Origin of the sequence: Streptomyces rapamycinicus NRRL 5491, from assembly GCF_024298965.1 — a bacterium.
Lineage (GTDB): Bacteria > Actinomycetota > Actinomycetes > Streptomycetales > Streptomycetaceae > Streptomyces > Streptomyces rapamycinicus.
The window spans coordinates 10,263,145-10,285,333 of record NZ_CP085193.1 but is presented as its reverse complement, the minus strand read 5'-3'; the positions used below and the strand labels follow the sequence as shown (position 1 = coordinate 10,285,333).

Here is a 22,189-nt window from a genome sequence, read left to right as displayed (position 1 = left end):
GCCTCCGGGGGCGGTGCGACCGCCCGGTCAGCGACAGAGCGCGCTGGAGGTGCGCAGGTAGTCCACGTAGCGGCAGAGCACGCCCGAATGCGTCGAATGCATATCCCATATGGTCGTGACCACAGGAGCCGCTGTCAATGGACACCTTTTGGTGTCTCATGCTGCGGAACCTCGACGACCTGCGTGTCCGTGCCTCGTGCTATCCAGGCGGGTATGACGGACACGACATACTCCGAACTGCTGGAGATCATCGATGAGTTCGCCGCGAAGCTGGACCCGCATGAGCGGATGCGCCGCCTTTACGGCCTGATCGCTCCCCTGCTCGACCGCGTTGAGCGAGAGGACGAGGAATTGAGCGACGAGCCCGTGCTCTCGACCCCGGATGCGGTGCGGGGAATCCGCAAAGCCGCCGCCGGCGAGCCGATCGACCTCGACGCCGTCCATGAGCAACTGACCGAGGTGGGGTTGTGCTACTCCGAGGACCAGGACCCGGAGCGGCATGTCGTGTCGCAGTCAGCCTACGCGGCGGCGGCCTGGCTGCGCCTGCTGGCGGGGCGGAAACTGCGTACGACGAGGTACCTCGAGGGCGAGGACGAGGATCCGGTGCCGCCGTTCGCCCCGTCGGCCTTCACGCGGATCGTCGACCTCCTGGCGTGGACTCGGTCGAACCAGGTATATGTCCACTGGGAGGATGCCCTCACCTACTCCGAGGAGTTCGACCTCCCGGCCGCGACACACCAGCTCCGGACCATGCACCGGGAGGTCACCGCCTGAGGCGACCCCCAGGGGCGGACCACGGCGTGCCGGTCAGCCGGCGGAGGGCCGCTGGAGGTCCCGGTGGACCTGGCGCGCCACTCGGGTGCCGCTTTCGACGGCGCCGTCGATGAAACCGGCCCAGATGTTCGCGTAGTCGCTGCTGGCGAAGTGCAGGACTCCGGTGCTCTCCTGCTGGGCGCGGTGGTAGCGGGTGAGGTGGTGGGGTTGCTGGATCAGCCAGGTCTCCTGGGAGTAGGGGTCGGCCATCCAGTCGTGGCCCCCGGCCTCGAGCACCTCGAGGTCGTCGCGCCAGACCTTCAGTGCCGCGTCGACGGCCTTCGGGTCGTTGACATCGATCCGGGTCGAGTCCGGGCCGAAGGCGACCAGCACGGCGTCGTCCTCCCCGATGAACTCGGTGCGCACGACGGAGAGGGGGTGGGCTTGAGAGGAGTAGGCGAAGAAGGGCTTGATGCGGCCGCGGACCCGGATCCACGCCTTGGCGCCACGGGAGGCGGTCTTCTCCAGGCTGGGGCGGAGCTTGCCGTCCGGCAGCGCGGGGGCGATGTCGAGCTGGTGCAGGACGTTCTGCGGCACGGTGACCACCACGCGCCGGGCGGTGATGGTGTGCCCGTCGCCGTAGGTGATCTCGGCGCCGTGGGCGTCGTGGGTGAGGGAACGGACCGGCGCGGACAGCCGGATGTCGGCTTCCGCGTCGGCGGCGATGGCCTCCACCAGGCTCCGGGTGCCGCCGGCGAGCCGGAAGATCGCGGATGCCTCGTGCATGAGGTGCCAGGACCCGGCGGTGGCGGCGGTCCAGCGCAGGGCGCTGGCGTAGGCGCACCGGTCGAGCGGGGCGTTGAAGTGGCCGACCCACGCGGCCTCGTTGGCGTTCCTCTCGTCGACGGACAGTTCGAGGTCGTCGAGCATCTCCTGGAGGTTGAACTGGTCGACGTCGGCCAGCCGTGGGACGGTCAGCGGCGCGTTCGGGCGGGGGATCCACTTCATGGTGTCTTCCAGCAGCCGGGTCATGCCCGGGTCGATGAGCCGCATGAAGTCGTCCAGGGTCCCGCGGCGCACCTGGTCCCCGGCGAGCCAGTAGGTCTCCTCCGAGCGGGGGCCGCGGGTGATCTCCAGGCCGTAGCGGGTGATCTCCGCCCAGACGTGCGGCTGGACCCAGTGCACCCAGGTGCCGCCCAGCTCCAGGTCCCGCCCCAGCCGGTGATCGGTCCAGGTCCGGCCGCCGATCCGGTCGCGTGCCTCGAGGACGACGACCTTGGCTCCCTTCCGGCCGAGTTCGCGAGCGGTGATCAGGCCGGCGACTCCGGCTCCGATGACGACGACGTCTGGCTGCCCGGGCAAGTGAGTCCTCCTTCGCAGAGCCCCGACTCCGAGGCGCGTCCACTTAGTGAACGCGACGTTCATATCAACGCGTATGGATAGTGGGCCGCATGCGCCGCCCCGCTGTCAAGACCTCGCGCGGCCGCCGCCCCCGGCTCGTCGCGGTGACGGCGTTCACTCCCCGAACAGGCCGACGGTACGGTGGAGGGAATGGTCGCGCGCGGAGCGGCTCCGCACGGCGATCGGCACGACGAAAGGGCCCCATGAGCGACGCGTCCGGACCGGCGGACATGACCAACAAGTCCGTGACCAAAGGCGTCCGGCTGCTCCGCGAGCTGGCGGCCCAGCCCCGGTCCGGAGCCACCGTCACCACCCTCGCCAAGGCGGCGGGGATCTCCCGGCCCACCGCCTTCCGCCTGCTGTACAGCCTGGAGCAGAGCGGGCTCGTCGACCGCGTCGACAACAACTACATCCTGGGCTGGGAGCTGGCCCGGCTCGGCCGCTACGCGGACCCCCACGCGGGCCTCGCCGCCCGCGCCCAGCCGCTGCTGCAGGAGCTGGCGGACAGGTTCAACGAGTCGGTGACCCTGTCGGTGCCGGACCTCAGGGGCGGGGTCGAGCTGATCGCCGAGGCCGCGGGCTCCCACGTGGTCAGCATCGTGCCGCGGAACATGGTCGGCGAGCACTACCCCCTGCACGCCAGCTCCACCGGCAAGGTCCTGCTCGCGGACCTGCCCGTGGAGCAGGTGCTCGCGCTCCTGCCGGAGCGGCTGGAGCCCTACGCCTCGCGCACCATCACCGATCGCGCGCTCCTGCTCAAGGATCTGGAGCAGGTACGCGAGCAGGGCTTCGGCGTCATCGACAACGAACTCGAGGAAGAGCTGCTGTCCCTGGCGCGCCCGATCCGCGACTCGTCCGGGACCCTGGTGGCGATCCTGGCCCTCGACGGGCCCCGGTACCGGTTCGGCCGGGACCGGATCCCCGAGGCACTCGAGGAGATGCGGTCCATCGTCGACCGCCTGACCGAGGCGTTCTGGCAGGACTCGCCGTCCGCCTGAGCGCTCCGCTGGAAGTGCCGCGATGCGTCGTCGGCCGACTGCGGCGCCATCGTGGCCGGTCGCGCCCCGCGGCGGAGCCGCATATCGATACGGCCCCGCGCCCCTTCGGGGCACATCCGGGCGTCCCGCCCCGGGGCCTGCGGCGAGCCCAGCTTGCCCTCCTGGGCTCCCGTAGGCGATTTATCGACTCCGCCCCGCCGTGGGCACATGGCGCGTCGGGCCCACCTGTTGACACCGGCCCTCGCGAGACTCCAGCATGCTGAATATGGACGCCGCGTTCGCATACTGAACGTCGGAGCGGTCCTACTCTCCCCATCTCAGGTGCTCTGCGGAACTCTCACCGCAGGAAGGCCCCGCCTCTCGCCCTGGAGCGCAGCATGAGCAGTCAGCCGCTGAAGTTCTTCGCCTTCGACGTCGCCGCTCCCGCCCATCTGACCGCGGGTTCCTGGCGTGACCCGGAGGACGAGGGCCGGCGCTACACCGACGTGGACTACTGGACCGACACGGCCCGGATGCTGGAGGACGCCTGCTTCGACGGCATCTTCTTCGCCGACACCGTCGGATATCACGATGTCCACGGCGGGTCCCCCGACGCCGCGATGCGCGACGCCGCCCAGTTCCCGATCAACGACCCGGCCCTGATCGTCCCGGCGATGGCTTCGGTCACCCGCCACCTGGGCTTCGGCGTCACCGCGTCCCTGACGTACGAGCAGCCCTACGCGCTGGCCCGCAAGTTCAGCACGCTGGACCATCTGACGGCCGGCCGGGTCGGCTGGAACATCGTCACCTCCTACAGCGAATCGGCCGCGCGCAACCTCGGGCTCGGTACGCAGATCCCGCACGACAAGCGCTACGACATGGCGGACGAGTACCTGGAGGTCTGCTACAAGCTGTGGGAGAGCTCCTGGCAGGACGACGCGGTCATCCGCGACGCGGAGGCCGGTGAATATCTCGATCCGCGGCGCATCCACCCCATCGACCACAAGGGCACCTACTTCGAGGTCCCCGGCGTCCACCTGTGCCAGCCGTCCCCGCAGCGGACCCCCACGCTCTTCCAGGCCGGCGCCTCCTCGCGTGGCCTGCTCTTCGCCGCGCGGAACGCCGAAGCGGTCTTCGTGAACACGATGACGCCCGAGCTCACCCGGCACGGCGTCGACCGGATCCGGACCGCGGTCGCCCAGGCGGGCCGCGACCCCAGGAGCGTGCGGATCCTCGCCCTGATCACCGTGATCGTCGCGCCCACCGACGCACAGGCGTGGCAGAAGTACGAGCGCCACCTGGCCAATGTGAGCTACGAGGGCGCGCTGGCCCGGTACGCGGGCTGGACCGGGATCGACCTGAGCACACTGGACCCGGACATGCCGCTCCAGTACGCGGACGTGGACGGCTCGCGCTCGATCGTGGAGATGTTCTCCAAGGCGGACCCCACCCGGACCTGGACCTCCCGGCAGATCGCCGAGTTCATCGGCATCGGCGGCACCGGCGCGGTCATCGTCGGCTCCCCGCGCACCGTCGCCGCCGAGCTGCGCAGCTGGCGGGACACGGCGGACCTCGACGGATTCAACCTCAGCTACGCGACCAAGCCCGGCGGCTGGGAGGACTTCATCGAGCTGGCGCTCCCGGAGCTGCGGCGGCAGGGCCTGGCCCGCGACGCCTACGACGAGCGGGCCACCACCCTCCGCGAGAGCTTCTACGGCGCGGGCCGGCGCCGCACCCTGCCCGACCACCCGGCCTCCAGGATCCGCGCCGCGCGGCGCGCGGGCGACCAACTGCCGGGCGCCGTGGGCGCACTGGCCTGACCCGTCGGTGCGTTGGCCCGACCGCCGGCGCACCGGCGCACGATCTCAACCGTTCCACCACATCGAAGGGAGCATCACCATGACCACCGCCCCGACCACCGCCTCCGGCCCGCGGAGCGGCCAGATGGACCCCATGGACCACGCGGACCAGATGGACTTCCGGCACGTCATGTCGCACCTGCCCACCGGTGTGGTGGCGGTGACCGGCGTGGACCCCGCCTCAGCGCGGCCCGTCGGACTGATCGTCGGCACCTTCGCATCGCTCTCCCTGGAACCTCCGCTGGTCGCCTTCAGCATCGCCCGCACCTCCAGCAGCTGGCCCGGGGTCCGCCGCGGTGGCCGGTTCAGCGCCAGCGTCCTCGCCGAGGGCCAGGACGCGGTGTGCCGGTCGCTGTCCCGCAAGAGCGGCGACAAGTTCGCCGATGTGCCCTGGCACCCCTCCCCCGACGGCGCCCCGCGCGTCAACGGCGCCGTCGCCTGGATCGACTGCGAACCGGAGCAGGAGCTCGACGGCGGCGACCACCTCATCGTCATCGCCCGCGTACGGCGCATGTCCACCGGCCCCGGGGAACCCCTGGTCTTCCACAAGGGCAGGCTCGGCAGCTACCGGGACACGGTCGCCGCCTGAGACGCCGGGAGCGGTGACCGTCCGGCTGCCGGTCAGCCGTGTGCGCGGCGCCGGTAGTAGTGCGCGGTGACGGCGGCCAGCAGCGGCCCCCACGCCACCAGCGGCACGTAGCAGGCGTTCATCAGCCACTCCCCCCACCGCGTGATCTCCATGTCGGAGTGCAGCGTCGTCCAGGTGAAGAGCACACCGTAGACCGTGCAGCCGAGCGCGCCCAGCGCGGCCGGTACGACCGCGGCGGGTACGGGGACGCGGCGGCCCCGCAGGACCGGGATCCAGTGCGGCCACACCTCCCCCCATGGCCGCACCAGCCCCAGCGTCAGGAAGGCCAGGGCCTCCTGCACCGCGGACAGCAACGGCACGACCAGATACCCCCAGCCGGGGATGAGCATCGCGTCGTACTCGGACTCGGCGAGCCCCAGCGGGACGCCGAGCACCACGGCGAACCGCCAGAGCGCGGACGGCGCCGATGCCCATAAGGCCGCGGCCGCCGCGCGTCTCGCCCATGGTGGGACGGGCGCGGAGGTCGCGGGGGAGGAGGGAGCGAGTGGCGCTGCGCTGGTGGACATGGCGGCGGCTCCTGTGTGCGGGGTTGCTCCGACACCCGGAGGCTGTCACCCACGCGCACCCGGCCACATCCGCCCGGGGCATACGACGGCGTCCGTCTTGGGGCGCATGCGCGCGGGTGGCGGTCAGACCTCGGGACCACCACGGCGCGACCGCTCTCGTCGGGGTCCGCCAACCCCGGCCTACGTCACGACGAAAAAAATCGACGTAGTGTAGATTTTAGGAGAGAGGCCGGAGCCATGCGCGGCGCGGCCGCCGCGACCAAGGGATGTGAGCGGAGATGAAGACCTTTCTGATCACCGGTGTGAGCAGTGGGCTCGGCCGGGCGTTCGCCGAGGGGGCGCTCGATGCGGGGCACACGGTGGTCGGCACCGTGCGCCGGGAGACCGACCGGGCGGCGTTCGAGGCCCTGGCGCCGGGACGGGCCCACGCCCGCCGGCTGGACGTCACCGATGACGTGGCCGTACGTGCCGTGGTCGACGAGGTGGAGGCGGCCGTCGGCCCGCTCGATGTGGCCATCGCCAACGCCGGGTACGGCCTGGAGGGGATCTTCGAGGAGACACCGCTGTCGGCGGTCCGGGCACAGTTCGAGACCAATGTGTTCGGGGCCGCGGCGACACTTCAGGCCGTCCTCCCCCATATGCGCGAGCGCCGCGCGGGCCACCTGATGGCGGTGACCTCCATGGGCGGTCTGATGGCGGTGCCCGGGATGTCGGCCTACTGCGGCAGCAAGTTCGCACTGGAGGGCATGCTCGAGAGCATCCGTAAGGAGGTCGCCGCGTTCGGCATCCATGTCACGGCCATCGAGCCCGGCTCGTTCCGTACGGACTGGGCGGGCCGGTCGATGACCCGCGCGGAGCGGACCATCGCCGACTACGACGCGCTGTTCACACCGATCCGCGAGGCGCGGATGGCGGCCAGCGGCAATCAGCTCGGCGACCCGCGGAAGGCCGCCGAGGCACTCCTGCACATCCTCGACGTCCCCGAGCCCCCCGGCCATCTGGTGCTGGGCTCGGACGCGCTGCGCCTGGTCGGGGCGGCCCGGCGGGCGGTGGACGACGATATCCGCGGCTGGGAGGAGCTGTCGCGGACGACGGACTTCCCCGACGGAGCGCGGATCACCAGCGCGTGAGCCGGCCGCCGGGCACGTCCTGAGTCCTTGTCCGGCGGAAGTACAGTGCTCGGAAGAGCCGATCAGGGGAGATCACCGTGGGAAGGCGCAGTGCCGCCCCGAGAAAGGGAGACCTGCGCGAGCAGGCCCTCCTGGACGCCGCCGAGACGCTGCTCGAGCACACCGGCCTCGAGGAGCTCACGGTCGAGGCGATCGCCAAAGGCGCCGGGATCTCCCGCGGCTCCCTCTACTTCTACTTCGGCAACAAGCACGAGGTCCTCGCCGCCCTCGTCGAGCGCACCCTGCGCACCATCCGGGCCGAGGCCGACAGCACGGCGCGGGACGCGGCGTCCCCACCCGTCGAGGTGATGGAACGGGCCGTCAAGGGCGTGGAGCGGGTCTGGCGCGAGCACGGCACCGTCATGCGGGCGGCCGTGGACCACTCCGCGCTGCATCCGGTGATCGGAGCCGCCTGGAACGACACGGTCGAAGCCTTCGCCCGCATCATGACCCCGGTGCTGACGCGGGCGGGGATCCCCGACGAGAGCGCCCCCGACGGAGCCGCGGCGCTGGCCCACGCACTGTGCTGGCTGACGGAGCGGACCTTCTACCGCGCCGCCTGCTCCCCCGAGAAGGACTTCTCCGCCGCGACCGCGACCACCGTCGCGATCTGGCGTCGCGTCATGAGGGACTGACGCGACCACAAACCCCGCGTGGCCCACGTCACTCCGCACCCCGCCGCCGTGACCGGCGGCGGCTCCGCGAGAACCGAACACGAACCAGAATTCATGAATTCATTGGTTTGAGGTCCGTGGCCTTGGCTAGAAGAGTGAGTGACCAAGGTGCTTCGGAAGGCAGGCACACCTGGCGGGAGGCGCGCGTCGCGCGCTGTGAGCCCCAGACGTGCCGTGCCGGCCTCCCGCTCCGCTGAACAGCGAACCGAGCAGGGAGAGAAGAGGACCTTGATGAGCGCCATGGGTACCGGCGCCCGCCGCCACCACGACGACACTCCTGACACCGCGGCCGACTTCGAACGGCTGGCCGCCATGCCCAAGGGGCCCGAGCGGGAGGCCCTGGCCGAGAAGCTGGTCGAGGCATGGCTGCCGATGGCCCACCGACTCGCCCGCCGCTACCGCAACCGCGGGGAGAACCTGGAGGATCTGGAGCAGGTCGCCGCCCTGGGCCTGGTCAAGGCCGTCGACCGTTACGACCCGCAACGCGGGGGCGCCTTCCAGCCCTACGCCATCCCCACGATCGTCGGGGAACTCAAGCGGTACTTCCGCGACTGCGCCTGGGACCTCCATGTCCCCCGGCGGGTGCAGGAGCTGCGCAACAGGGTCCGCGCCACCATCCAGGACCTCACCGCGGCCGAAGGCAACGACCGCTCCCCCACCGTGGCCCAGGTCGCCCAGGCAGCCGACATGAGCGAAGAGGACGTCCTCACCGGGATGGAAGCCATCGACAGCTTCCGGTCCCTGTCCCTGGACGCCGAACTCGCCGGGGCGGACGACGGCTATTCCCTGGCCGACACCCTCGGCCGGTCCGAGACCCGCTACGACACCGTCATCGCCCGGGAATCGGTCAAGCCGTGCCTGAACCGGCTCCCGGAGCGGGAGCAGCACATCCTGTATCTGCGGTTCTTTCGCGATATGACCCAGGCCGGCATCGCCGAGGAGCTGGGCATCTCCCAGATGCACGTCTCCCGCCTCATCTCCCGCAGCTGCGCCAGGATCCGCAACCAGGTCGAGACCGAGGCGCGGCCCGACCGGATCCCGGTCCACGCGTAACGACGCCCCGCCCCGCCCCCGTCCCAGGAGAAGAAGGAGCCTGCCATGCTCATGGCCCACCCCGCCGTGCTGACCGACCTCATCCAGCAGTACGAGACCCTCCGCACGCTGCACGCCGAGGACGGCAGCCCCGAGGCGCGGCAGCGGCTCGCCGACGTCTCGTACACGCTGTGCGTCGTCACCGGCACCCGGGACATCGACGCCGCCCTGATCGCCGCCCGGCACCAGCTCCCCGGCGCCCACCCCGAGGACGACTCCCTCGTCCCCAGCGCCTGAGACAGGGCATCCCCGCGCGCCCCGGACACCGACGGCCATCGGTGTCCGGGGCCCGCTCCACGCCCGTCAACAGGGCTGCAGCAGCGGGACGACGCCCACCGAGCGGCCGTCCTCGTCCAGCGGCCGGCCCATGTGTTTGACCGTGCGCAGGACCAGCGAACGGTCGTCGATGGTCAGGCGGGGCAGCCGCCGGGAGAGGTGCGCCTCGAAGGCGTGCACATCGCTCAGGCCGCGCAGCCAGACGTCGACCACCAGATCGTGCGGGCCCGCCATGATCGCGCACGCGCGGACCTCGCGGAAGCCGGACAGCACACGGCTCGTCTCCTCCAGGTGCTGGGCCGGTACGGACGCGAAGTAGACCGCGGACTGCGGCCATCCGAACGGCGAGCGGGCGAGGTCGCAGCGCAGGCTCAGCGGGGACGGGAACAGCGACCGCAGTCTGCGGCGCACCGTGGTGAGGCCCACGTCGGTGGCCGCCGCGAGCTTGCGCATCGACATTCGACCGTCGGCGCTGAGCAGTTCGAGGAGCCGCGCGTCCAGGGCGTCCCAGCCCTCGGCGGCGTCGTTCTCCGGCTGCGCCGGCGGGGGCAGGGCCGCGTCGATCCGCGCGCACCGGAGTTCGGCCCGCTCTCGGTGAGCGAGAGCCGGGTCCACGGGGTGACGCGGAACCCGTGGCGTACGGATGTCACCCCGGGTGGTTCATCAGGTGGCGCGTCGGCCTCGGTCGCCGCGGGCATGGTGCCCGTGGCGCAGGGCGGAGACGGCGGCGGCTCGATCCGGATGCCGACCGCGTTCTGCTGGGCGTCACATCGCCCACCGGTCTTCTCCGCCGGGGCGACGTCGACGTAGTGCTCCTCGGTGGAACGGTTTCAGTCCGCCAGGGCCCTGCGGAAGACCGCCGGATCGACGTTGCCGCCCGATGCCACGAGCGCCACTACCTTGTCCCGGACGTCCACCTTCCCGGACAGCAGGGCCGCCAGGGACGCGGCGGCGCCCGGCTCCAGCACGATCTTGAGGAGGCGGTGGGCCGTGGCCATGGCGGCCAGGGCCTCCTCGTCGGTGGCGGTCAGGCCGGTGACGTCGTAGTGGCGGAGGACGGCCAGGGGGCGGGCACCGGCCACCGGGCCGGAGACGGCGTCCATGAGGCCGCCCGGCGGGCGGGGGTTGGCGCATACGCGGCCGGTGGCGAGGGACCGGGCCATCTTGTCGAAGCCCGCCGGTTCGACGATGTGGTTCGCGAGGCCGGGGAGCGCGTGGCCGAGCGCGGTGATCACACCGGCGGCCAGCCCACCGCCGCTGCAGTTCACCAGGACCGTGTCCGGGGTCAGGCCCAGCTCGCGCGCCTGGTCGGCGAGCTCCAGGCCGACGGTGCCCTGCCCGGCCATGACGCGAGGGTCGTCGAAGGGCGGGATCAGCGTCATCCCGCGCTCCTCGATGATCTTCCGGGCGACCTCTTCCCGGTCCTCGGTCCGCGGGTCGTACAGGACCGTCTCGGCGCCCCACCAGCGGCAGTTGTCGACCTTGATACGGGGTGCGGTGCTCGGCATGACGATGACCGCGGGGCACCCGGCGAGCCGCGCCGCGGCGGCCACGCCCTGCCCGTGGTTACCGGCCGAGTAGGCCACGATCCCGGCGCGGCGGGCGTCCTCGTCCAGGGTGAGCAGGGCGTTGAGCGCCCCGCGCACCTTGAACGAGCCGGTCAGCTGCAGACATTCGGCCTTGACCAGGACCCGGGCGCCGACGAGGTCGTCCAGCATCGGGGAGTTGAGCAGCGGCGTCCTGACCACCTGACCGGTCAGGCGCCGCGCGGCCTCGTGGATGGCGTCGATGCCGAAGCCGGGGACGGCGCCGTCGGCGGCGGCGTGGACATGTGATTCGGGCACAGGCGCGAATGTAGCCCATGGGCGATCCCGCCCGCGCCCGGTTACCGACCCGCCACCAAGCCCCGGAGCCGGGCGACGAACGCGCCGATGTGGGAGGCGATCTGGTCGGGCACCTCCAGTGGCGACAGGTGGCCGGTGCCGCCGAGCTCGGTGAGGGTGGCCGTGGGGATCAGCGGAAGCAGGTGGTCGCGCAGGACATGCGGCGGGTCCACCTTGTCGTCGCTGCCGGCCAGCACCAGTACCGGAACGTCGATCGCGCCGACCCGGTCCGCGAAGTCCTCGACCAGCGCCTCGCGCGGCCACGCCATACGGGCCGCCTCGCCCGCCCGGGAGCTGTCCTCGTGCACCTGGCGGCGCGCCTCGGCGGACAGTTCGCCGCTGGTCAGGACGAGATCGATGCTGCCGTCGATGGTCTCGTCGCTGTCGTAGGCATGCGCCAGCGCCTCCTGGAACTCCCGCGTCACACCGACCGGTGCCGGCGGAGCGGGTGCGACGAGCACCACGCCCTTCAGCCCGGCGGGGCGGCGGGCGGCCAGCACCTGGGCCACCTTTCCGCCCATCGAGTGGCCCACCACGACGTATGCGCCGTAGCCCAGTTCCTCGATGACGCGCTCGGTGTCGTCGGCGAGCTGCTCGATGCCGTAGGGGCCGGGTACCTCGGTGGACTCGCCCCAGCCGCGGTGGTCGTACGAGACGAAGGCCTGCGCTGGGCCGAGGCGCTCGATGACCGGCCGCCAGGTGCGGTGGGAGCCGCCCCAGTAGTGGAGGAAGACCAGGGCCGGGCCGTCGCCCTCGCGGACGTTGCCGTAGACCCGGCCGCCCGTCACGCCGAAGTACCGGCCGATGGGGGTTTTGGTGGTGGTCACGCTGTTCATGGCTCGATCGTCGGCCAGCGCTTCTCGATCAACCACATGCTCCGATGCCACCCTTCGCAACTTTCGGGACACGGTCGCCGGTGACCGTCCGCGGATCTCCGCCCGGCTGTCCGGCCTGGCGGGAAAGTTATGGCCGTAACATTGGAGCCATGGCCCCTCATCGTGTCGCGGTCCTGGCGCTGCCCCGGGTCCTCCCCATCGACCTCGGCATCCCGACGCAGATCTTCAACGCCCGGCCCAACACGCCGTACGAACTCACGGTGTGCGGCGGAGCCCGGGGCAGCGTCATGACCAGCACCGGGTTCACGGTCGGGGACACCGCCGGGCTGCCCGCCCTGGCCCAGGCGGACACGATCATCGTGCCCGGCTACTGGGAGTATCAGCGGCCACCGGCGCCCGAGGTGGCGGCGGCCCTGAAGGCCGCCTTCAGCCGGGGCGCCCGAATCACCTCCATCTGCACCGGCGCCTTCGCACTCGCCGCGGCGGGGCTGCTGGACGGCCGTACGGTGACCACGCACTGGGCCAGCGCCGACGAGCTCGAAGAGCTCTACCCCCGGGTCCGGGTGGACCGCGGTGTCCTCTACCTCGACGACGATCCGCTGCTGACCTCCGCGGGTGTGACCGCGGGCATCGACCTGTGTCTCCACATCGTCCGCAAGGACCTCGGCGCCGCCGTCGCCAATGACATCGCCCGGGAACTGGTGGCCGCGCCGCACCGCGACGGCGGCCAGGCCCAGTACATCGCCCAGGCCCTGCCCGAACCCACCGCGCGCACCCTGGCCGACACCCGCGACTGGGCGCTGAACCACCTCGACGAACCCCTCACGCTGGAGGCCCTCGCCCGCCACGCCCGCGTCTCCACCCGCACCCTGGTCCGCATGTGGCGCCAGGAAACCGGCATCACCCCGCACCAGTGGCTGCTCACCGCGCGCGTCAGCCACGCCCGTGAACTCCTCGAAGTCACCGACCTCGGCATCGAGCGGATCGCCGCCCAGAGCGGCCTCGGCACCAGCACCAACCTCCGGGCCCGCTTCCGCGACGCCCTCGGCACCACGCCCTCCGCCTACCGGCGGACCTTCCAGCGGGGCCCGGATGTCCCGAAGCCTCACGCCACGCCGTGAGTGGCGCGGCCGAAGTCGGTGGTCAGCCAGTGCTCGATGGACCGATCGGGGAACGTGTGCGGCCGGTAGGTGCCCGCCACCCGTGAGATGCCGGTGATCCGGTCGAGGCGGAAGGTGCGCCAGTCGTCCCGGTCGACGTCGAACGCCACGAGGTACCAGTGTCCGGCGCGCAGGAAGTGGCGGTACGGCTCGACCAGCCGGGTGGAGGGACGGCCGTGCTGGTCGGTGTAGCGGAAGCGGAGTCTGCCGTCCTCGGCCACCGCGTCGGCGATCACACCGACGGTCGCCGCCGAGACCACGGCGCCGGGCTGCTGCAGCACCTCGGTGGCCAGGTCGGTGGCGGCCGCGCGGCGCCGCAGCGGGCGGGGCAGCACTTGGTCCAGCTTGAGCAGCGCGCTCGACGCGACCGCCTCCTCGGGGAGGAACGCGCGGATCAGATGCAGCCCGGCCACCAGCGCGGTGATCTCGTCGGCGGTGAACAGCAGCGGCGGAATCCTGGTCCCGGGGCTCAGCCGATAGGCACTGCCCGGTCCCGGGCGGGCCTCGACGGTGTAGCCGAGACGGCGCAGCCGCTGGGCGTCGCGCCGCACGGTGCGGACGCTCGTGCCGAGCCGTTCGGCCAGCTCGGTGGCCGTCCACTCGCCCCCTGACTGCAGCAGCGTCAGCATGGTCAAGGTCCTGATCGTGGGATCGAGCTCCATGCCCTCAGCCTTCCAGGAGAGGAGGACAGCTTCAGGCCGCCTTGGTTCCTAGGGTGCGGTCGAGCCATCGAGGCCATCGAGGCCATCGACGAGAGGAAGAAGCCATGCGGATCGCCGTCACCACCCCGACCGGAAACGTCGGCCGCCACGTCGTGGCCACACTCGTCCGCGCCGGGGTCCGGCCACGTGTCCTGCTGCGCGACCCCGGGCGGCTGGCGCCCGGGGTCCGGGACGAGGTGGACGCGGTGCCGGCCGACCAGTACGACGCCGACGCGGTGGTGGCCGCCACCCGCGATGTGGACGCCCTGTTCTGGGTGAACCCGACCAGCGGCCACGGGGATCCCCTCGCCGAATACGCCCGCGCCGCCGAAAGCGTGGTGCGCGCCGTCACCGAGAACCGGATCGGCCGCGTGGTGTTCCAAAGCAGCGTGGGCGCGGAGAAGCGCCACGGCGCCGGTGAGATCGACGGCCTGGCCCAGACCGAGATCGCTCTGAACGGCACGGGCGTCGACGTCACCCATCTGCGCTGCGGCTACTTCTTCACCAATCTCGAATTCGAGGTCGAGGCCCTGCGCGCCGGCGCCCTCCAGGTGATCCTGCCGCTCGACCAGCCCATGGCGTGGGTGGCGCCCCGCGACATCGCCGAGGTCGCCGCCACCCGTCTGCTGGCGCCCGCCTGGTCCGGCCGGTGCGTACAGGCCGTTCACGGGCCCGCCGACCTCACCTGGCGACAGGTCGGCGACATCCTCACCGCCGCCACCGGCCGGCGGATCGGCGTCGAGCGGATCACCGACGACGCCATGCGGGCGCGACTCCGCCGGGCGGGGATGGCCGAGAGCCTGGTCGAGGCCGTGCTCGGCATGTCGACCGGACTGCGCGAGGACTTCGTGCCCGAACAGCCCCGCACCCTCCGGACCACCACCCCGACCACCCTCGCCGCCTGGGCCCACGACCAGCTGCGACACCGGATCGCCGACGACGCCCCGTAAGCGATCCGCGTGTCGTCCTCGGGGGTTACCCGGCCACCACCGCGAATGCCTCGATCTCCATCAGGAACTCCGGCCGCGCCAGCGAGACGACCTGCACCGCCGAGGCGGCGGGCAGCCGGTCGTCGGGTATGCGGGCGGCGCGGGCTTCGCGGATGGCCGGCATATGGGCCATGTCCGTGACGAAGTACGTCAGTTTGATCACATCGTCGAAGGTGGCACCGGCGGCGGCGAGGCAGCGCCGCAGATTCTCGAAGACCTGACGGGCCTGGGCCGCCGGGTCGCCCTCGCCGACGATGTCGCCCGCCTCGTCCAGGGCGATCTGGCCGGAGACTGCCACGAAGTGCCCGGTGCCCTGGACGACATGGGAGTACTGGGCGGCGGGCGCGACCCCGTCCGGGGCGGGGATCCTGATCAGCTCACTCATGGATGCAGCGTAATCATGCGAGGGCCGGCCAGGCGCGCGTCAGCTCGGCCGTGAACGGGTGGCTCGGCGCGGTCAGCACCTGGTGGGCCGGGCCCTGCTCGATCAGTTCGCCCGCCTCCAGGACGGCGATGCGGGTGGCCAGGGCCGCCGCGTCCAGGTCGTGGGTGATGAGGATCAGGGCCAGGTCGGTGTGGTCGCGGGGCAGGGCGACGAGGCGGTCGAGGATGTCCCGGCGGGTGATCGGGTCCAGGCCGGAGGTGACCTCGTCGCACACGAGCACCCGGGGCCGGGCGAGCAGGGCGCGGGCGAGGGCGGCACGCTGCAGCTCGCCGCCCGACAGCCGCCCCGGGAGGCGCCGTACGAGGTCGGGCGCGAGTCCGAGACCGTTCAGGGTCGCCTCCGCCTCGGTCCGCGCCGTCGCCGGGGCGGCTCCTCGCAGCCGTGACGCCGTGCGCGCCACCTGGTCCAGGACCGGCCGGTGTTCGTCGAAGGCGGCCCGCGCGTCCTGGAAGACGTACTGCACGGCGGCGAGTTGCCCCCGGGTGCGGGAGCGCAGGCTGCGGGGCAGCGGGGCGCCGTCGAGCAGCACCTCTCCGTCGTGGTCGCGGTGGAGTCCGGCCAGGCACCGGGCGAGCGTGGTCTTGCCACTGGCCGACCGGCCGACGACGGCCAGGCAGGTGCCGGAACGGACGGTGAGTTCGGCGGTGCGCAGCACGGTGGTGGCGCCGTGGCGTGCGGCCAGCCCGCGCACCCGCAGCCCGCGCGCCCCCGGTCCGGGTGTCGCCTCCCCGGCCTGCCGCTCGTCGCGTGGTACATCGCCCGGCGGGGTACCGGCCGGTGTGGTTGGCTGTGCGGCGAGGAGCGTACGGGTCCAGGGGTGTGCCGGCGCCGTCCACAGCCGCCCGGTGGGGGCCGACTCCACCACCCGGCCCGCGCGCACCACCACGACCTCGTCGGCGAGCGCCCGCACCACGTCCAGGTCATGGCTGAGGAGTACGACGGCGATACCGCGTTCGGCGACCGCGGACAGCCGCTCCACGACACGGCGTTTGGTGAGCGCGTCCTGCCCCGTGGTCGGTTCGTCCGCGACCACGACCCGCGCGCCCAGCAGCAGCGCCTGCGCGAGGACGACGCGCTGCTGCTGACCGCCGGACAGCTGATGCGGATAGCGGCGCAACAGGGCTGCCGGATCAGGCAGTTGGGCCTGTGCCAGGGCGGCGAGAACCCGTTCGCGGGCCTCGGCGCGGCGCTCGGAGCGCCGCGGATGGCGCACCTGTCGGCGGGCTATGTCGTGGAGGAGCGCGCCGATCCGGCGCGCCGGGTTGAGGACCGCGGCCGGATGCTGCGGGACATAGCCGACCAGCCCCTCGGCCACGCGTACGTGACCCGTCACCCGGGCCCCCGGCGGGTACTCGCCGAGCAGCGCCAGCCCGGTGGTCGTCTTGCCGCTGCCGGACGGGCCCACCAGCGCGGTGATCTGTCCGGGCTCCACGCTGAGGCTCACGTCGTCGACCACGGCCCGGCCGTCGATCTCCACGCGCAGGTCCTTGATCTCGGCGACCGCGTTCACGTCCGCTTCCCCTTCTCCCTCTCGGTACGCCCGTTCTTCCTCTCGGTGCGCCCGTTCTTCCTCTCGGTGCGCCCGTTCTTCCTCTCGGTGCGCCCGTTCTTCTTCTCCGTGCGCCCGCCGTCCTCCAGCGCCGCGTCGAACAGCAGATTGCTGCCCGTGGTCAGCGCGACGATCAGCAGCGCGGGCACGACGACCGCCCAGGGCTGGACGAACAGCCCGGTGCGGTTGCGGTCCACCATCACCGCCCAGTCCGCGGCGTCCGGCGCCACGCCGACGCCCAGAAAGGCCGCGGTGGCCACCAGGTAGAGCACACCGGTGAGCCGGATTCCGGCGTCGGCGGCCAGGGTGCGCAGCATGGACCGTCCGACGTAGCCGACCCCCATCCGCCACCAGGTCTCGCCCTGCAGCCGCATCGCCTCGACCGCCGGGCGCGAGGCGGCCTCGGCGGCCGCGGCGCGCACCAGCCGGGCGGCGTCCGGGATGTTGGCGAGCGCCACCAGCAGCGCCAGACCCGCCGTGCCCGGGGTGAAGACGGTGGCGACCAGCAGGATCAGCAGCAGCGACGGCACGGCGAGCAGGATGTCCAGGGGGCGGATGAGCAGTTCCTCCAGCCAGCCCCGGTGGGTGAGCGCGGCGGTGAGCCCGATCGGCAGCGCCACCAGATACGCGTGCCGGGGCCGCGCGGGCTGGCCGAAGATGGTGGACCCGGTGGCGTCGACCCCGATGAGCCGCAGCCCTGGCCAGTGCTCGCGCAGCGGCCGGATGAGGCCGGCGCTGTGGCCACCGGTGCCGACGCTGCACACCAGGATGTCGAGATGGTCGAGCTGGGTGGTCAGTTCGGCGGCGAGTGAGGCGTAACCGGTGGTGTTGTCGGGGTTGTTGTACTGATCGGGCCAGTAGGCGTCCGGCAGCAGTGCCAGCATCTCGCGCAGCCGCGCCAGGCGGGCCGCCTGCCAACCGCCCTCGGCCGCCGGGCGGTCCACGAGCTCCAGGCGGACGCCGTAGGTGCGCAGCAACCGCCGCATCGACGGTTCCAGCTCGGTGTCGCAGACCAGCACGATGGGGTGGCCCAGCGCCTGGCCCGCGAAGGCGAGGCCGATGCCGAGGGTGCCGGAGGTGGATTCCACCACCGGGGCGCCGGGGCGCAGTTCGCCGCGTTCCCGGGCGCCGAGCACCATGGACACGGCGGCGCGGGCCTTCATCCCGCCGGCGCCGAGCCCTTCGAGTTTGGCCCAGAAGCCGGGGTGGGGGCAGGGCAGGTCGGTGGTGATCCGGGCGAGCGGGGTACGGCCGAGCAGGGCGAGGAGGTCGCCGCCCGCGGGGGCGCGGTGGAGGGCCGGGGTCATGGGGCGCCCCCGTAACAGTGGATGGTCCCGGGGCCGCCGTCGAGCCAGAAGAACGGGTAGGGCTCGGCGCACACCGCGGTGACCCCGGCGCCGATCAGCCGCGGCAGGATCGCGCTCCCGGTCTGGGCGAACATCACCAGTTGCCTGCCGTGGCGCAGGGCGTGCTCGCGCAGCGGCTCGAAGGTGCCGTTGCCGAGCGTCATACCGGAGGCGAGCACGGCGTCGCAGTCCGCCAGCCGCGCGAGCGCGTCGGTGGCGATCGGCTCGTCCCACTCCGTGGCGCCGCCCTTGAGGTCGCACGGCACATAGCGCAGTCCGCGCGAACGCAGCGCTTCCAGAAGGGAGTTGACCACTCCCACGACGAGGACGGTCCGGCCCGGCGCCAGGTCCAGCAGCCCGGCGACGGACGCGGCGCGCGCACGGGACTTCTGGAGGGAGTCGCCCGCCGCGAGGGCCACCGGCCGTGCCCCGTGGTGGGAGGTGTGTGGCATCGCATGCGTCAGATACGCGTCGAGGGCGGCGACCCGGACCGGCGTCAGGTCATGGCGCAGCAACCCCGCCACGTCCGCGCCGACGCAGTCGTCGATCGCGCCGTCGGGCAGCGCGCCGGGCTCGACGGCGCACGAGCCGACGGCCTCGGCCAGCCGCAGGCTGAGCACCTCGTTGCGGTAGCCGCCGCCGCGCCCGGCGTGGCGTACGGCCTGGCGGGTGGTGAAGGCCGCGGCGATCCGCAGGGTGCGCGGATCGGGCCCGAGGGCCCCGGCCAGCACCCGGCCGCGCAACTCCTCGAAGGAGGTGGCTCGTCCGGTGCGCGTCGTCATGCGGCCACCACCCGCGGGCGCACCCCGGCCAGCAGGGTCTCGACGCGGGCGCGGGCCCCGGCCCCGGCCGCGTCGGCCGCCATGACATGGCCGAGGTATTCGTTGTTGCTGCCGGCCGCCGTGACCTGCTCGCCGGGCTCGGCGAACCGCACCTCGAGGACGTCCGGCTGCTCCCACATCGCGTCGCCGCCCTCGATCGACACCAGTGTTCCGGCGGTGTCCGGTATCAGGAAGCCGATGGCGGCGCTGCGCAGCCCGGTGTCCCGCCGCCGCAGATCGGGCCGCTGCCCGAGCGCCACGTCCACGCAGGCGGCCGCGAGGTCGATCCCGGTGACATGGCGGACCAGTTCGGTGATGCGGTTGCCCGCGGGGCGGGGGTTGACCTCCACCACCCGTGGCCCGGCGGTGGTCAGCTTGATCTCGGTATGGGCCACGACACCGTCCAGGCCGAGCCCCTTCAGCGCGAGCAGCGCGGTCCGGCACGCCGCCTCGGTGTCCTCCGGGGCGAGCGCGGCCGGGAACATGTGCCCGGTCTCGATGAACGCGGGCGCCCCGCCGACGCTCTTGTCCGTCACCCCGACCACCTCGGCCGCACCGCCGAAGGACACCGTCTCGACGCTGACCTCCGGCCCGTCGAGGAGCTCTTCGAGCAGCACGGTGGGGGAACGGAGCTGGCCACGGGCGTTGACGGGGAAGTCGGCGAGCGCCCGGTAGGCGTCCAGCAGTTCGCGTTCGTCCTCGACCCGCCGTACGTACATCCCCGCGCACAGGTCCACGGGCTTGACCACCAGCGGATAGCCGATGTCGCGGGCCGCCCCGGCGGTGTGCGCCCAGTCGGCGCAGACCGCGTAGCGCGGCCCGGCCACCCCGGCGGCTTCGAGCGCGCGCCGGGTGGCGTCCTTGCGGCAGGCGTTCTCCACGGCTTCGGCGGAGGGTCCGGGCAGCCCCAGCCGGCCGGCGACACGCGCGGCCGTCGGCAGGTAGTAGTCGCAGGAGGTGATGACGCCGTCGAAGCGCAGTGTGCCGTGGAGCCCTTCCACCACCGGCAGCAGGGAGTCGGCGTCGTTGGTGTCGGCGGTCAGCACATGACGGGCCGCGAGCAGCGGATGCGCGGTGCCCTCGGGCGCCGAACGCAGATAGTGATGCAGGTCGCGGGTGAGGAAGGTGAACTCGTGCCCACCCTCGCGGATCGCCCGTGGCAGCAGCCTGCTCATCGATCCGACCCAGCTTTCGACCATCAGCAGGTGGGCCACAACTCTCCTTCATCGTAGGCAGGTTGGGGGTAAACCCTCGTCGTCGGGCTGGCGGTCAGGGCAGGCCGGGGCACAGGGCGCCGCCGGGTGTCCCCGCCTTGACCGCCCACCGCGCACTAATCGATAATCGTTTTCATTGTCATCTGATGGTCCGAGGAGAGCGAGACACATGACCTCCCCCCAACGGCGCGCCTCGGTGGCATGCGCCCTGACGGCGTGCGCCGCCACCCTCCTCACCGGCGCGCCCGCCCCCGCCCACGCCGCTCCCCCGAACCCGAGCCCGACCCCGGCCCCGGCCCTTCGCTTCGGCGCCTGCCCGGACTCCGTACCGGACCCGCCCGCGCCGGAACACGTCGAGTGCGCCACGCTCGCCGTCCCGCTGGACTGGAGCCACCCGGACGGCAAGCGCATCCGGATCGCCGTCTCCCGGGTACGGGCCTCCGGGGCCCCCGCCGAGCGGCGCGGCATCCTCCTGGTGAACCCGGGCGGGCCCGGCGGATCGGGGCTGCCGTACGGCGTCACCAAGCGCGCCAAACTCCCCGAGGGCGTCCGGCGTTCGTACGACATCATCGGCTTCGACCCGCGCGGTGTCGGCCACAGCGCACCCGCCGACTGCGGCCGCATGGGCGGCCTCTTCGACACCCCGGGCGCCGATCCCGTACCGGTCGGCCCCGGGGCGGAGCGCGCACACCTCGACTCCCTGCGGCACATGGCGGACGACTGCGCGGCGGGGGCGGCCGACGCCCTGCCGTATCTGTCGACGGAGCAGACCGCCCACGACATGGACGCCATTCGGGCGGCCCTCGGCGAGCGGCGCACCGGCTTCCTCGGTGTCTCCTACGGCAGTTACCTCGGCGCCGCCTACGCCGCCCACTTCCCCCGCCGGGTGTCCCGCATGGTGCTCGACAGCGTCGTCGGCCCGTGGGAGTGGTACGACTTCGACCTGCGGCAGACCCGGGCCCTGCTGCGCCAGCGCCAGGTGTTCTTCCGCTGGGTGGCGCGGCACGCGGGACGGTTCGGGCTCGGCGGCGGCCCCGAGGCGGTGCGCGAGGCGTATCTGCGGGTGCGGGCGGGGCTAGCCGCCCATCCCGTGGACGGGTTCGGCGCGGCCGGGTTCGACCGCGCCGTCTACCGCGCGCTCGGCCGCACCGAACGCTGGACGGGCCTCGCCGACGGCCTCCGCGCCTCCCTGCGCGACGGCGACACCCGCGCCCTCCGCCCCGACGAGCCCTTCGACGGCCCGGAGTCACGCAACTACGAGGCCGCCAACCGGATCGTGAAGTGCGCCGACGGCCACGCCCCCACGCCCCGCCGGGTGGCCGCCGACATCCGCCGGACACGGCGGCTGGATCCGCGGCCGGTCCTCACCGGTATCGAGGCGTCCGCCTGCGCCTACTGGCACCACCGGCCCGCCCACCGCACCCGGCTCGGCAGCCCCGGCGCCCCGCCCGTCCTGCTGATCGCCTCCGACCACGACCCCGTCACCCCCATCGAGGGCGCGCGCCGGCTCCGGCACCGGCTGCCCGGTTCGCGGCTGGTGACGCTCCACCAGGACTACTCCCACGGGGTGTTCGCCAGCCGGGGCAACCCCTGCGTGGACGGTGCCGCCGCCGCGTACCTGGTCGACGGGACCGTTCCGGCGGCCGATGTGCACTGCGCCGGTCCGGGCCTGCCCGAACCGGGCCAGGGCTGACCGTCGACCGATTCTGTGAGTTTCTGTGAATCACCGGCCGGTCGGCTGCCGCGACCTGCCGGTTTCCTCCTGGCCCGGCTTCCGGTTCACATCACACGCCCAGACTCGTGCAGAGCTGTCCCAGAACGGCGGATCACTGTGATGCGACGCGCCACGACGACGTCGGGCGACCGCAACCAGGTCCAGAGGGACGGAA

22 protein-coding genes and 1 pseudogene are annotated in these 22,189 nt (G+C 72.5%); 12 read left to right on the top strand and 11 right to left on the bottom strand.

Translation table 11 applies throughout. From position 1 onward, the window contains the following. Nucleotides 1-213 precede the first annotated feature (213 nt). Nucleotides 214-774, top strand: a complete 561-nt coding sequence (locus LIV37_RS42615) for a hypothetical protein (protein WP_020873269.1) — start codon at nucleotides 214-216, stop codon at nucleotides 772-774. 33 nt (nucleotides 775-807) lie between these two features. Here the strand turns inward: LIV37_RS42615 and LIV37_RS42610 are convergent, their stop codons facing one another. Next, nucleotides 808-2,115 carry a flavin monoamine oxidase family protein gene (locus LIV37_RS42610; protein WP_020873268.1) on the bottom strand — a complete coding sequence of 436 codons (1,308 nt, stop codon included), beginning with the start codon at nucleotides 2,113-2,115 and terminating at the stop codon, nucleotides 808-810. Between the two features lie 242 nt (nucleotides 2,116-2,357). Here LIV37_RS42610 and LIV37_RS42605 point away from each other — a divergent pair, with 242 nt between their 5' ends. From LIV37_RS42605 to LIV37_RS42595, 3 genes are all read left to right on the top strand, one after another. Continuing rightward, on the top strand, nucleotides 2,358-3,152 hold the full coding sequence (locus LIV37_RS42605; protein ID WP_020873267.1) for an IclR family transcriptional regulator: 795 nt from the start codon (nucleotides 2,358-2,360) through the stop codon (nucleotides 3,150-3,152). Nucleotides 3,153-3,529: 377 nt separating this feature from the next. After that, nucleotides 3,530-4,951: an LLM class flavin-dependent oxidoreductase gene (locus LIV37_RS42600; protein WP_020873266.1), complete on the top strand. Its 1,422-nt coding sequence runs from the start codon at nucleotides 3,530-3,532 to the stop codon at nucleotides 4,949-4,951. 79 nt (nucleotides 4,952-5,030) lie between these two features. Beyond that, nucleotides 5,031-5,579 carry a flavin reductase family protein gene (locus LIV37_RS42595; protein ID WP_020873265.1) on the top strand — a complete coding sequence of 183 codons (549 nt, stop codon included), beginning with the start codon at nucleotides 5,031-5,033 and terminating at the stop codon, nucleotides 5,577-5,579. A 32-nt stretch (nucleotides 5,580-5,611) separates the two neighbouring features. Here LIV37_RS42595 and LIV37_RS42590 read toward each other — a convergent pair whose 3' ends face one another. Further along, a complete protein-coding gene (locus LIV37_RS42590; protein WP_121823846.1) occupies nucleotides 5,612-6,145 on the bottom strand; it encodes a hypothetical protein in 534 nt (177 codons plus the stop codon). A gap of 278 nt (nucleotides 6,146-6,423) precedes the next feature. Here LIV37_RS42590 and LIV37_RS42585 point away from each other — a divergent pair, with 278 nt between their 5' ends. The 4 genes from LIV37_RS42585 to LIV37_RS42570 all read left to right on the top strand — a co-directional run bounded on the left by LIV37_RS42585 (nucleotide 6,424) and on the right by LIV37_RS42570 (nucleotide 9,317). Next, nucleotides 6,424-7,275: an oxidoreductase gene (locus LIV37_RS42585; protein ID WP_020873263.1), complete on the top strand. Its 852-nt coding sequence runs from the start codon at nucleotides 6,424-6,426 to the stop codon at nucleotides 7,273-7,275. Between the two features lie 77 nt (nucleotides 7,276-7,352). Further along, nucleotides 7,353-7,949 carry a TetR/AcrR family transcriptional regulator gene (locus LIV37_RS42580; RefSeq protein ID WP_020873262.1) on the top strand — a complete coding sequence of 199 codons (597 nt, stop codon included), beginning with the start codon at nucleotides 7,353-7,355 and terminating at the stop codon, nucleotides 7,947-7,949. A gap of 270 nt (nucleotides 7,950-8,219) precedes the next feature. Further along, the gene (locus tag LIV37_RS42575) at nucleotides 8,220-9,041 is read left to right on the top strand and encodes a SigB/SigF/SigG family RNA polymerase sigma factor (RefSeq protein ID WP_020873261.1); all 822 of its coding nucleotides are present in this window, start codon (nucleotides 8,220-8,222) and stop codon (nucleotides 9,039-9,041) included. A gap of 45 nt (nucleotides 9,042-9,086) precedes the next feature. After that, nucleotides 9,087-9,317 carry a DUF5133 domain-containing protein gene (locus tag LIV37_RS42570; protein ID WP_020873260.1) on the top strand — a complete coding sequence of 77 codons (231 nt, stop codon included), beginning with the start codon at nucleotides 9,087-9,089 and terminating at the stop codon, nucleotides 9,315-9,317. A gap of 66 nt (nucleotides 9,318-9,383) precedes the next feature. On the opposite strand, the gene LIV37_RS42565 is transcribed toward LIV37_RS42570, so the two are convergent. Beyond that, the gene (locus tag LIV37_RS42565; RefSeq protein WP_020873259.1) at nucleotides 9,384-9,971 is read right to left on the bottom strand and encodes an Lrp/AsnC family transcriptional regulator; all 588 of its coding nucleotides are present in this window, start codon (nucleotides 9,969-9,971) and stop codon (nucleotides 9,384-9,386) included. Between LIV37_RS42565 and LIV37_RS42560 the strand changes: the two genes are divergently transcribed. Beyond that, nucleotides 9,951-10,166, top strand: coding sequence for an amidase family protein (locus LIV37_RS42560; RefSeq protein WP_420834372.1), 216 nt, complete (start codon nucleotides 9,951-9,953; stop codon nucleotides 10,164-10,166). The genes LIV37_RS42565 and LIV37_RS42560 overlap by 21 nt on opposite strands. A gap of 20 nt (nucleotides 10,167-10,186) precedes the next feature. On the opposite strand, the gene LIV37_RS42555 is transcribed toward LIV37_RS42560, so the two are convergent. Further along, nucleotides 10,187-11,200 carry a threonine ammonia-lyase gene (locus LIV37_RS42555; protein ID WP_020873258.1) on the bottom strand — a complete coding sequence of 338 codons (1,014 nt, stop codon included), beginning with the start codon at nucleotides 11,198-11,200 and terminating at the stop codon, nucleotides 10,187-10,189. Between the two features lie 41 nt (nucleotides 11,201-11,241). Further along, nucleotides 11,242-12,075 carry an alpha/beta fold hydrolase gene (locus LIV37_RS42550; RefSeq protein WP_020873257.1) on the bottom strand — a complete coding sequence of 278 codons (834 nt, stop codon included), beginning with the start codon at nucleotides 12,073-12,075 and terminating at the stop codon, nucleotides 11,242-11,244. A gap of 149 nt (nucleotides 12,076-12,224) precedes the next feature. Here LIV37_RS42550 and LIV37_RS42545 point away from each other — a divergent pair, with 149 nt between their 5' ends. Next, nucleotides 12,225-13,196, top strand: a complete 972-nt coding sequence (locus LIV37_RS42545; RefSeq protein WP_020873256.1) for a GlxA family transcriptional regulator — start codon at nucleotides 12,225-12,227, stop codon at nucleotides 13,194-13,196. On the opposite strand, the gene LIV37_RS42540 is transcribed toward LIV37_RS42545, so the two are convergent. Next, nucleotides 13,181-13,897 (bottom strand): helix-turn-helix transcriptional regulator, encoded by a 717-nt coding sequence (locus LIV37_RS42540; RefSeq protein ID WP_020873255.1) that lies wholly within the window; start codon nucleotides 13,895-13,897, stop codon nucleotides 13,181-13,183. The two genes, LIV37_RS42545 and LIV37_RS42540, sit on opposite strands and share 16 nt — an antisense overlap. A 104-nt stretch (nucleotides 13,898-14,001) precedes the next feature. Between LIV37_RS42540 and LIV37_RS42535 the strand changes: the two genes are divergently transcribed. Continuing rightward, complete coding sequence (locus LIV37_RS42535; protein WP_020873254.1) at nucleotides 14,002-14,886, top strand: NAD(P)H-binding protein; 885 nt, start codon at nucleotides 14,002-14,004, stop codon at nucleotides 14,884-14,886. A gap of 25 nt (nucleotides 14,887-14,911) precedes the next feature. Here LIV37_RS42535 and LIV37_RS42530 read toward each other — a convergent pair whose 3' ends face one another. The 5 genes and pseudogenes from LIV37_RS42530 to LIV37_RS42505 all read right to left on the bottom strand — a co-directional run bounded on the left by LIV37_RS42530 (nucleotide 14,912) and on the right by LIV37_RS42505 (nucleotide 20,300). Continuing rightward, nucleotides 14,912-15,310: a RidA family protein gene (locus tag LIV37_RS42530; RefSeq protein ID WP_020873253.1), complete on the bottom strand. Its 399-nt coding sequence runs from the start codon at nucleotides 15,308-15,310 to the stop codon at nucleotides 14,912-14,914. Nucleotides 15,311-15,323: 13 nt separating this feature from the next. Next, entirely contained in the window at nucleotides 15,324-17,129 is a 1,806-nt protein-coding gene (locus LIV37_RS42525) for an ABC transporter ATP-binding protein (protein WP_373920806.1), read from the bottom strand. Then, nucleotides 17,075-18,226: pseudogene (locus LIV37_RS52770) on the bottom strand (pyridoxal-phosphate dependent enzyme); the annotation flags it as partial. The gene LIV37_RS42525 and the pseudogene LIV37_RS52770, both read right to left, overlap by 55 nt. Continuing rightward, the gene (locus LIV37_RS42510; RefSeq protein WP_020873251.1) at nucleotides 18,223-19,047 is read right to left on the bottom strand and encodes a Rossmann-like domain-containing protein; all 825 of its coding nucleotides are present in this window, start codon (nucleotides 19,045-19,047) and stop codon (nucleotides 18,223-18,225) included. The pseudogene LIV37_RS52770 and the gene LIV37_RS42510, both read right to left, overlap by 4 nt. Beyond that, nucleotides 19,044-20,300 carry an ATP-grasp domain-containing protein gene (locus LIV37_RS42505; protein WP_020873250.1) on the bottom strand — a complete coding sequence of 419 codons (1,257 nt, stop codon included), beginning with the start codon at nucleotides 20,298-20,300 and terminating at the stop codon, nucleotides 19,044-19,046. Before LIV37_RS42505 ends, LIV37_RS42510 begins: the two co-directional genes overlap by 4 nt. A gap of 169 nt (nucleotides 20,301-20,469) precedes the next feature. Between LIV37_RS42505 and LIV37_RS42500 the strand changes: the two genes are divergently transcribed. After that, the gene (locus LIV37_RS42500) at nucleotides 20,470-21,993 is read left to right on the top strand and encodes an alpha/beta hydrolase (protein ID WP_020873249.1); all 1,524 of its coding nucleotides are present in this window, start codon (nucleotides 20,470-20,472) and stop codon (nucleotides 21,991-21,993) included. Nucleotides 21,994-22,189 lie beyond the last annotated feature (196 nt).

What these genes read in the sequence shown, in the direction of transcription:
- LIV37_RS42615 (WP_020873269.1), top strand. Translation starts at nt 214, where the DNA reads ATGACGGACACGACATACTCCGAACTGCTGGAGATCATCGATGAGTTC.
- LIV37_RS42605 (WP_020873267.1), top strand. Translation starts at nt 2,358, where the DNA reads ATGAGCGACGCGTCCGGACCGGCGGACATGACCAACAAGTCCGTGACC.
- LIV37_RS42600 (WP_020873266.1), top strand. Translation starts at nt 3,530, where the DNA reads ATGAGCAGTCAGCCGCTGAAGTTCTTCGCCTTCGACGTCGCCGCTCCC.
- LIV37_RS42595 (WP_020873265.1), top strand. Translation starts at nt 5,031, where the DNA reads ATGACCACCGCCCCGACCACCGCCTCCGGCCCGCGGAGCGGCCAGATG.
- LIV37_RS42590 (WP_121823846.1), bottom strand. Translation starts at nt 6,145, where the DNA reads ATGTCCACCAGCGCAGCGCCACTCGCTCCCTCCTCCCCCGCGACCTCC.
- LIV37_RS42585 (WP_020873263.1), top strand. Translation starts at nt 6,424, where the DNA reads ATGAAGACCTTTCTGATCACCGGTGTGAGCAGTGGGCTCGGCCGGGCG.
- LIV37_RS42575 (WP_020873261.1), top strand. Translation starts at nt 8,220, where the DNA reads ATGAGCGCCATGGGTACCGGCGCCCGCCGCCACCACGACGACACTCCT.
- LIV37_RS42570 (WP_020873260.1), top strand. Translation starts at nt 9,087, where the DNA reads ATGCTCATGGCCCACCCCGCCGTGCTGACCGACCTCATCCAGCAGTAC.
- LIV37_RS42550 (WP_020873257.1), bottom strand. Translation starts at nt 12,075, where the DNA reads ATGAACAGCGTGACCACCACCAAAACCCCCATCGGCCGGTACTTCGGC.
- LIV37_RS42545 (WP_020873256.1), top strand. Translation starts at nt 12,225, where the DNA reads ATGGCCCCTCATCGTGTCGCGGTCCTGGCGCTGCCCCGGGTCCTCCCC.
- LIV37_RS42540 (WP_020873255.1), bottom strand. Translation starts at nt 13,897, where the DNA reads ATGGAGCTCGATCCCACGATCAGGACCTTGACCATGCTGACGCTGCTG.
- LIV37_RS42535 (WP_020873254.1), top strand. Translation starts at nt 14,002, where the DNA reads ATGCGGATCGCCGTCACCACCCCGACCGGAAACGTCGGCCGCCACGTC.
- LIV37_RS42530 (WP_020873253.1), bottom strand. Translation starts at nt 15,310, where the DNA reads ATGAGTGAGCTGATCAGGATCCCCGCCCCGGACGGGGTCGCGCCCGCC.
- LIV37_RS42510 (WP_020873251.1), bottom strand. Translation starts at nt 19,047, where the DNA reads ATGACGACGCGCACCGGACGAGCCACCTCCTTCGAGGAGTTGCGCGGC.
- LIV37_RS42500 (WP_020873249.1), top strand. Translation starts at nt 20,470, where the DNA reads ATGACCTCCCCCCAACGGCGCGCCTCGGTGGCATGCGCCCTGACGGCG.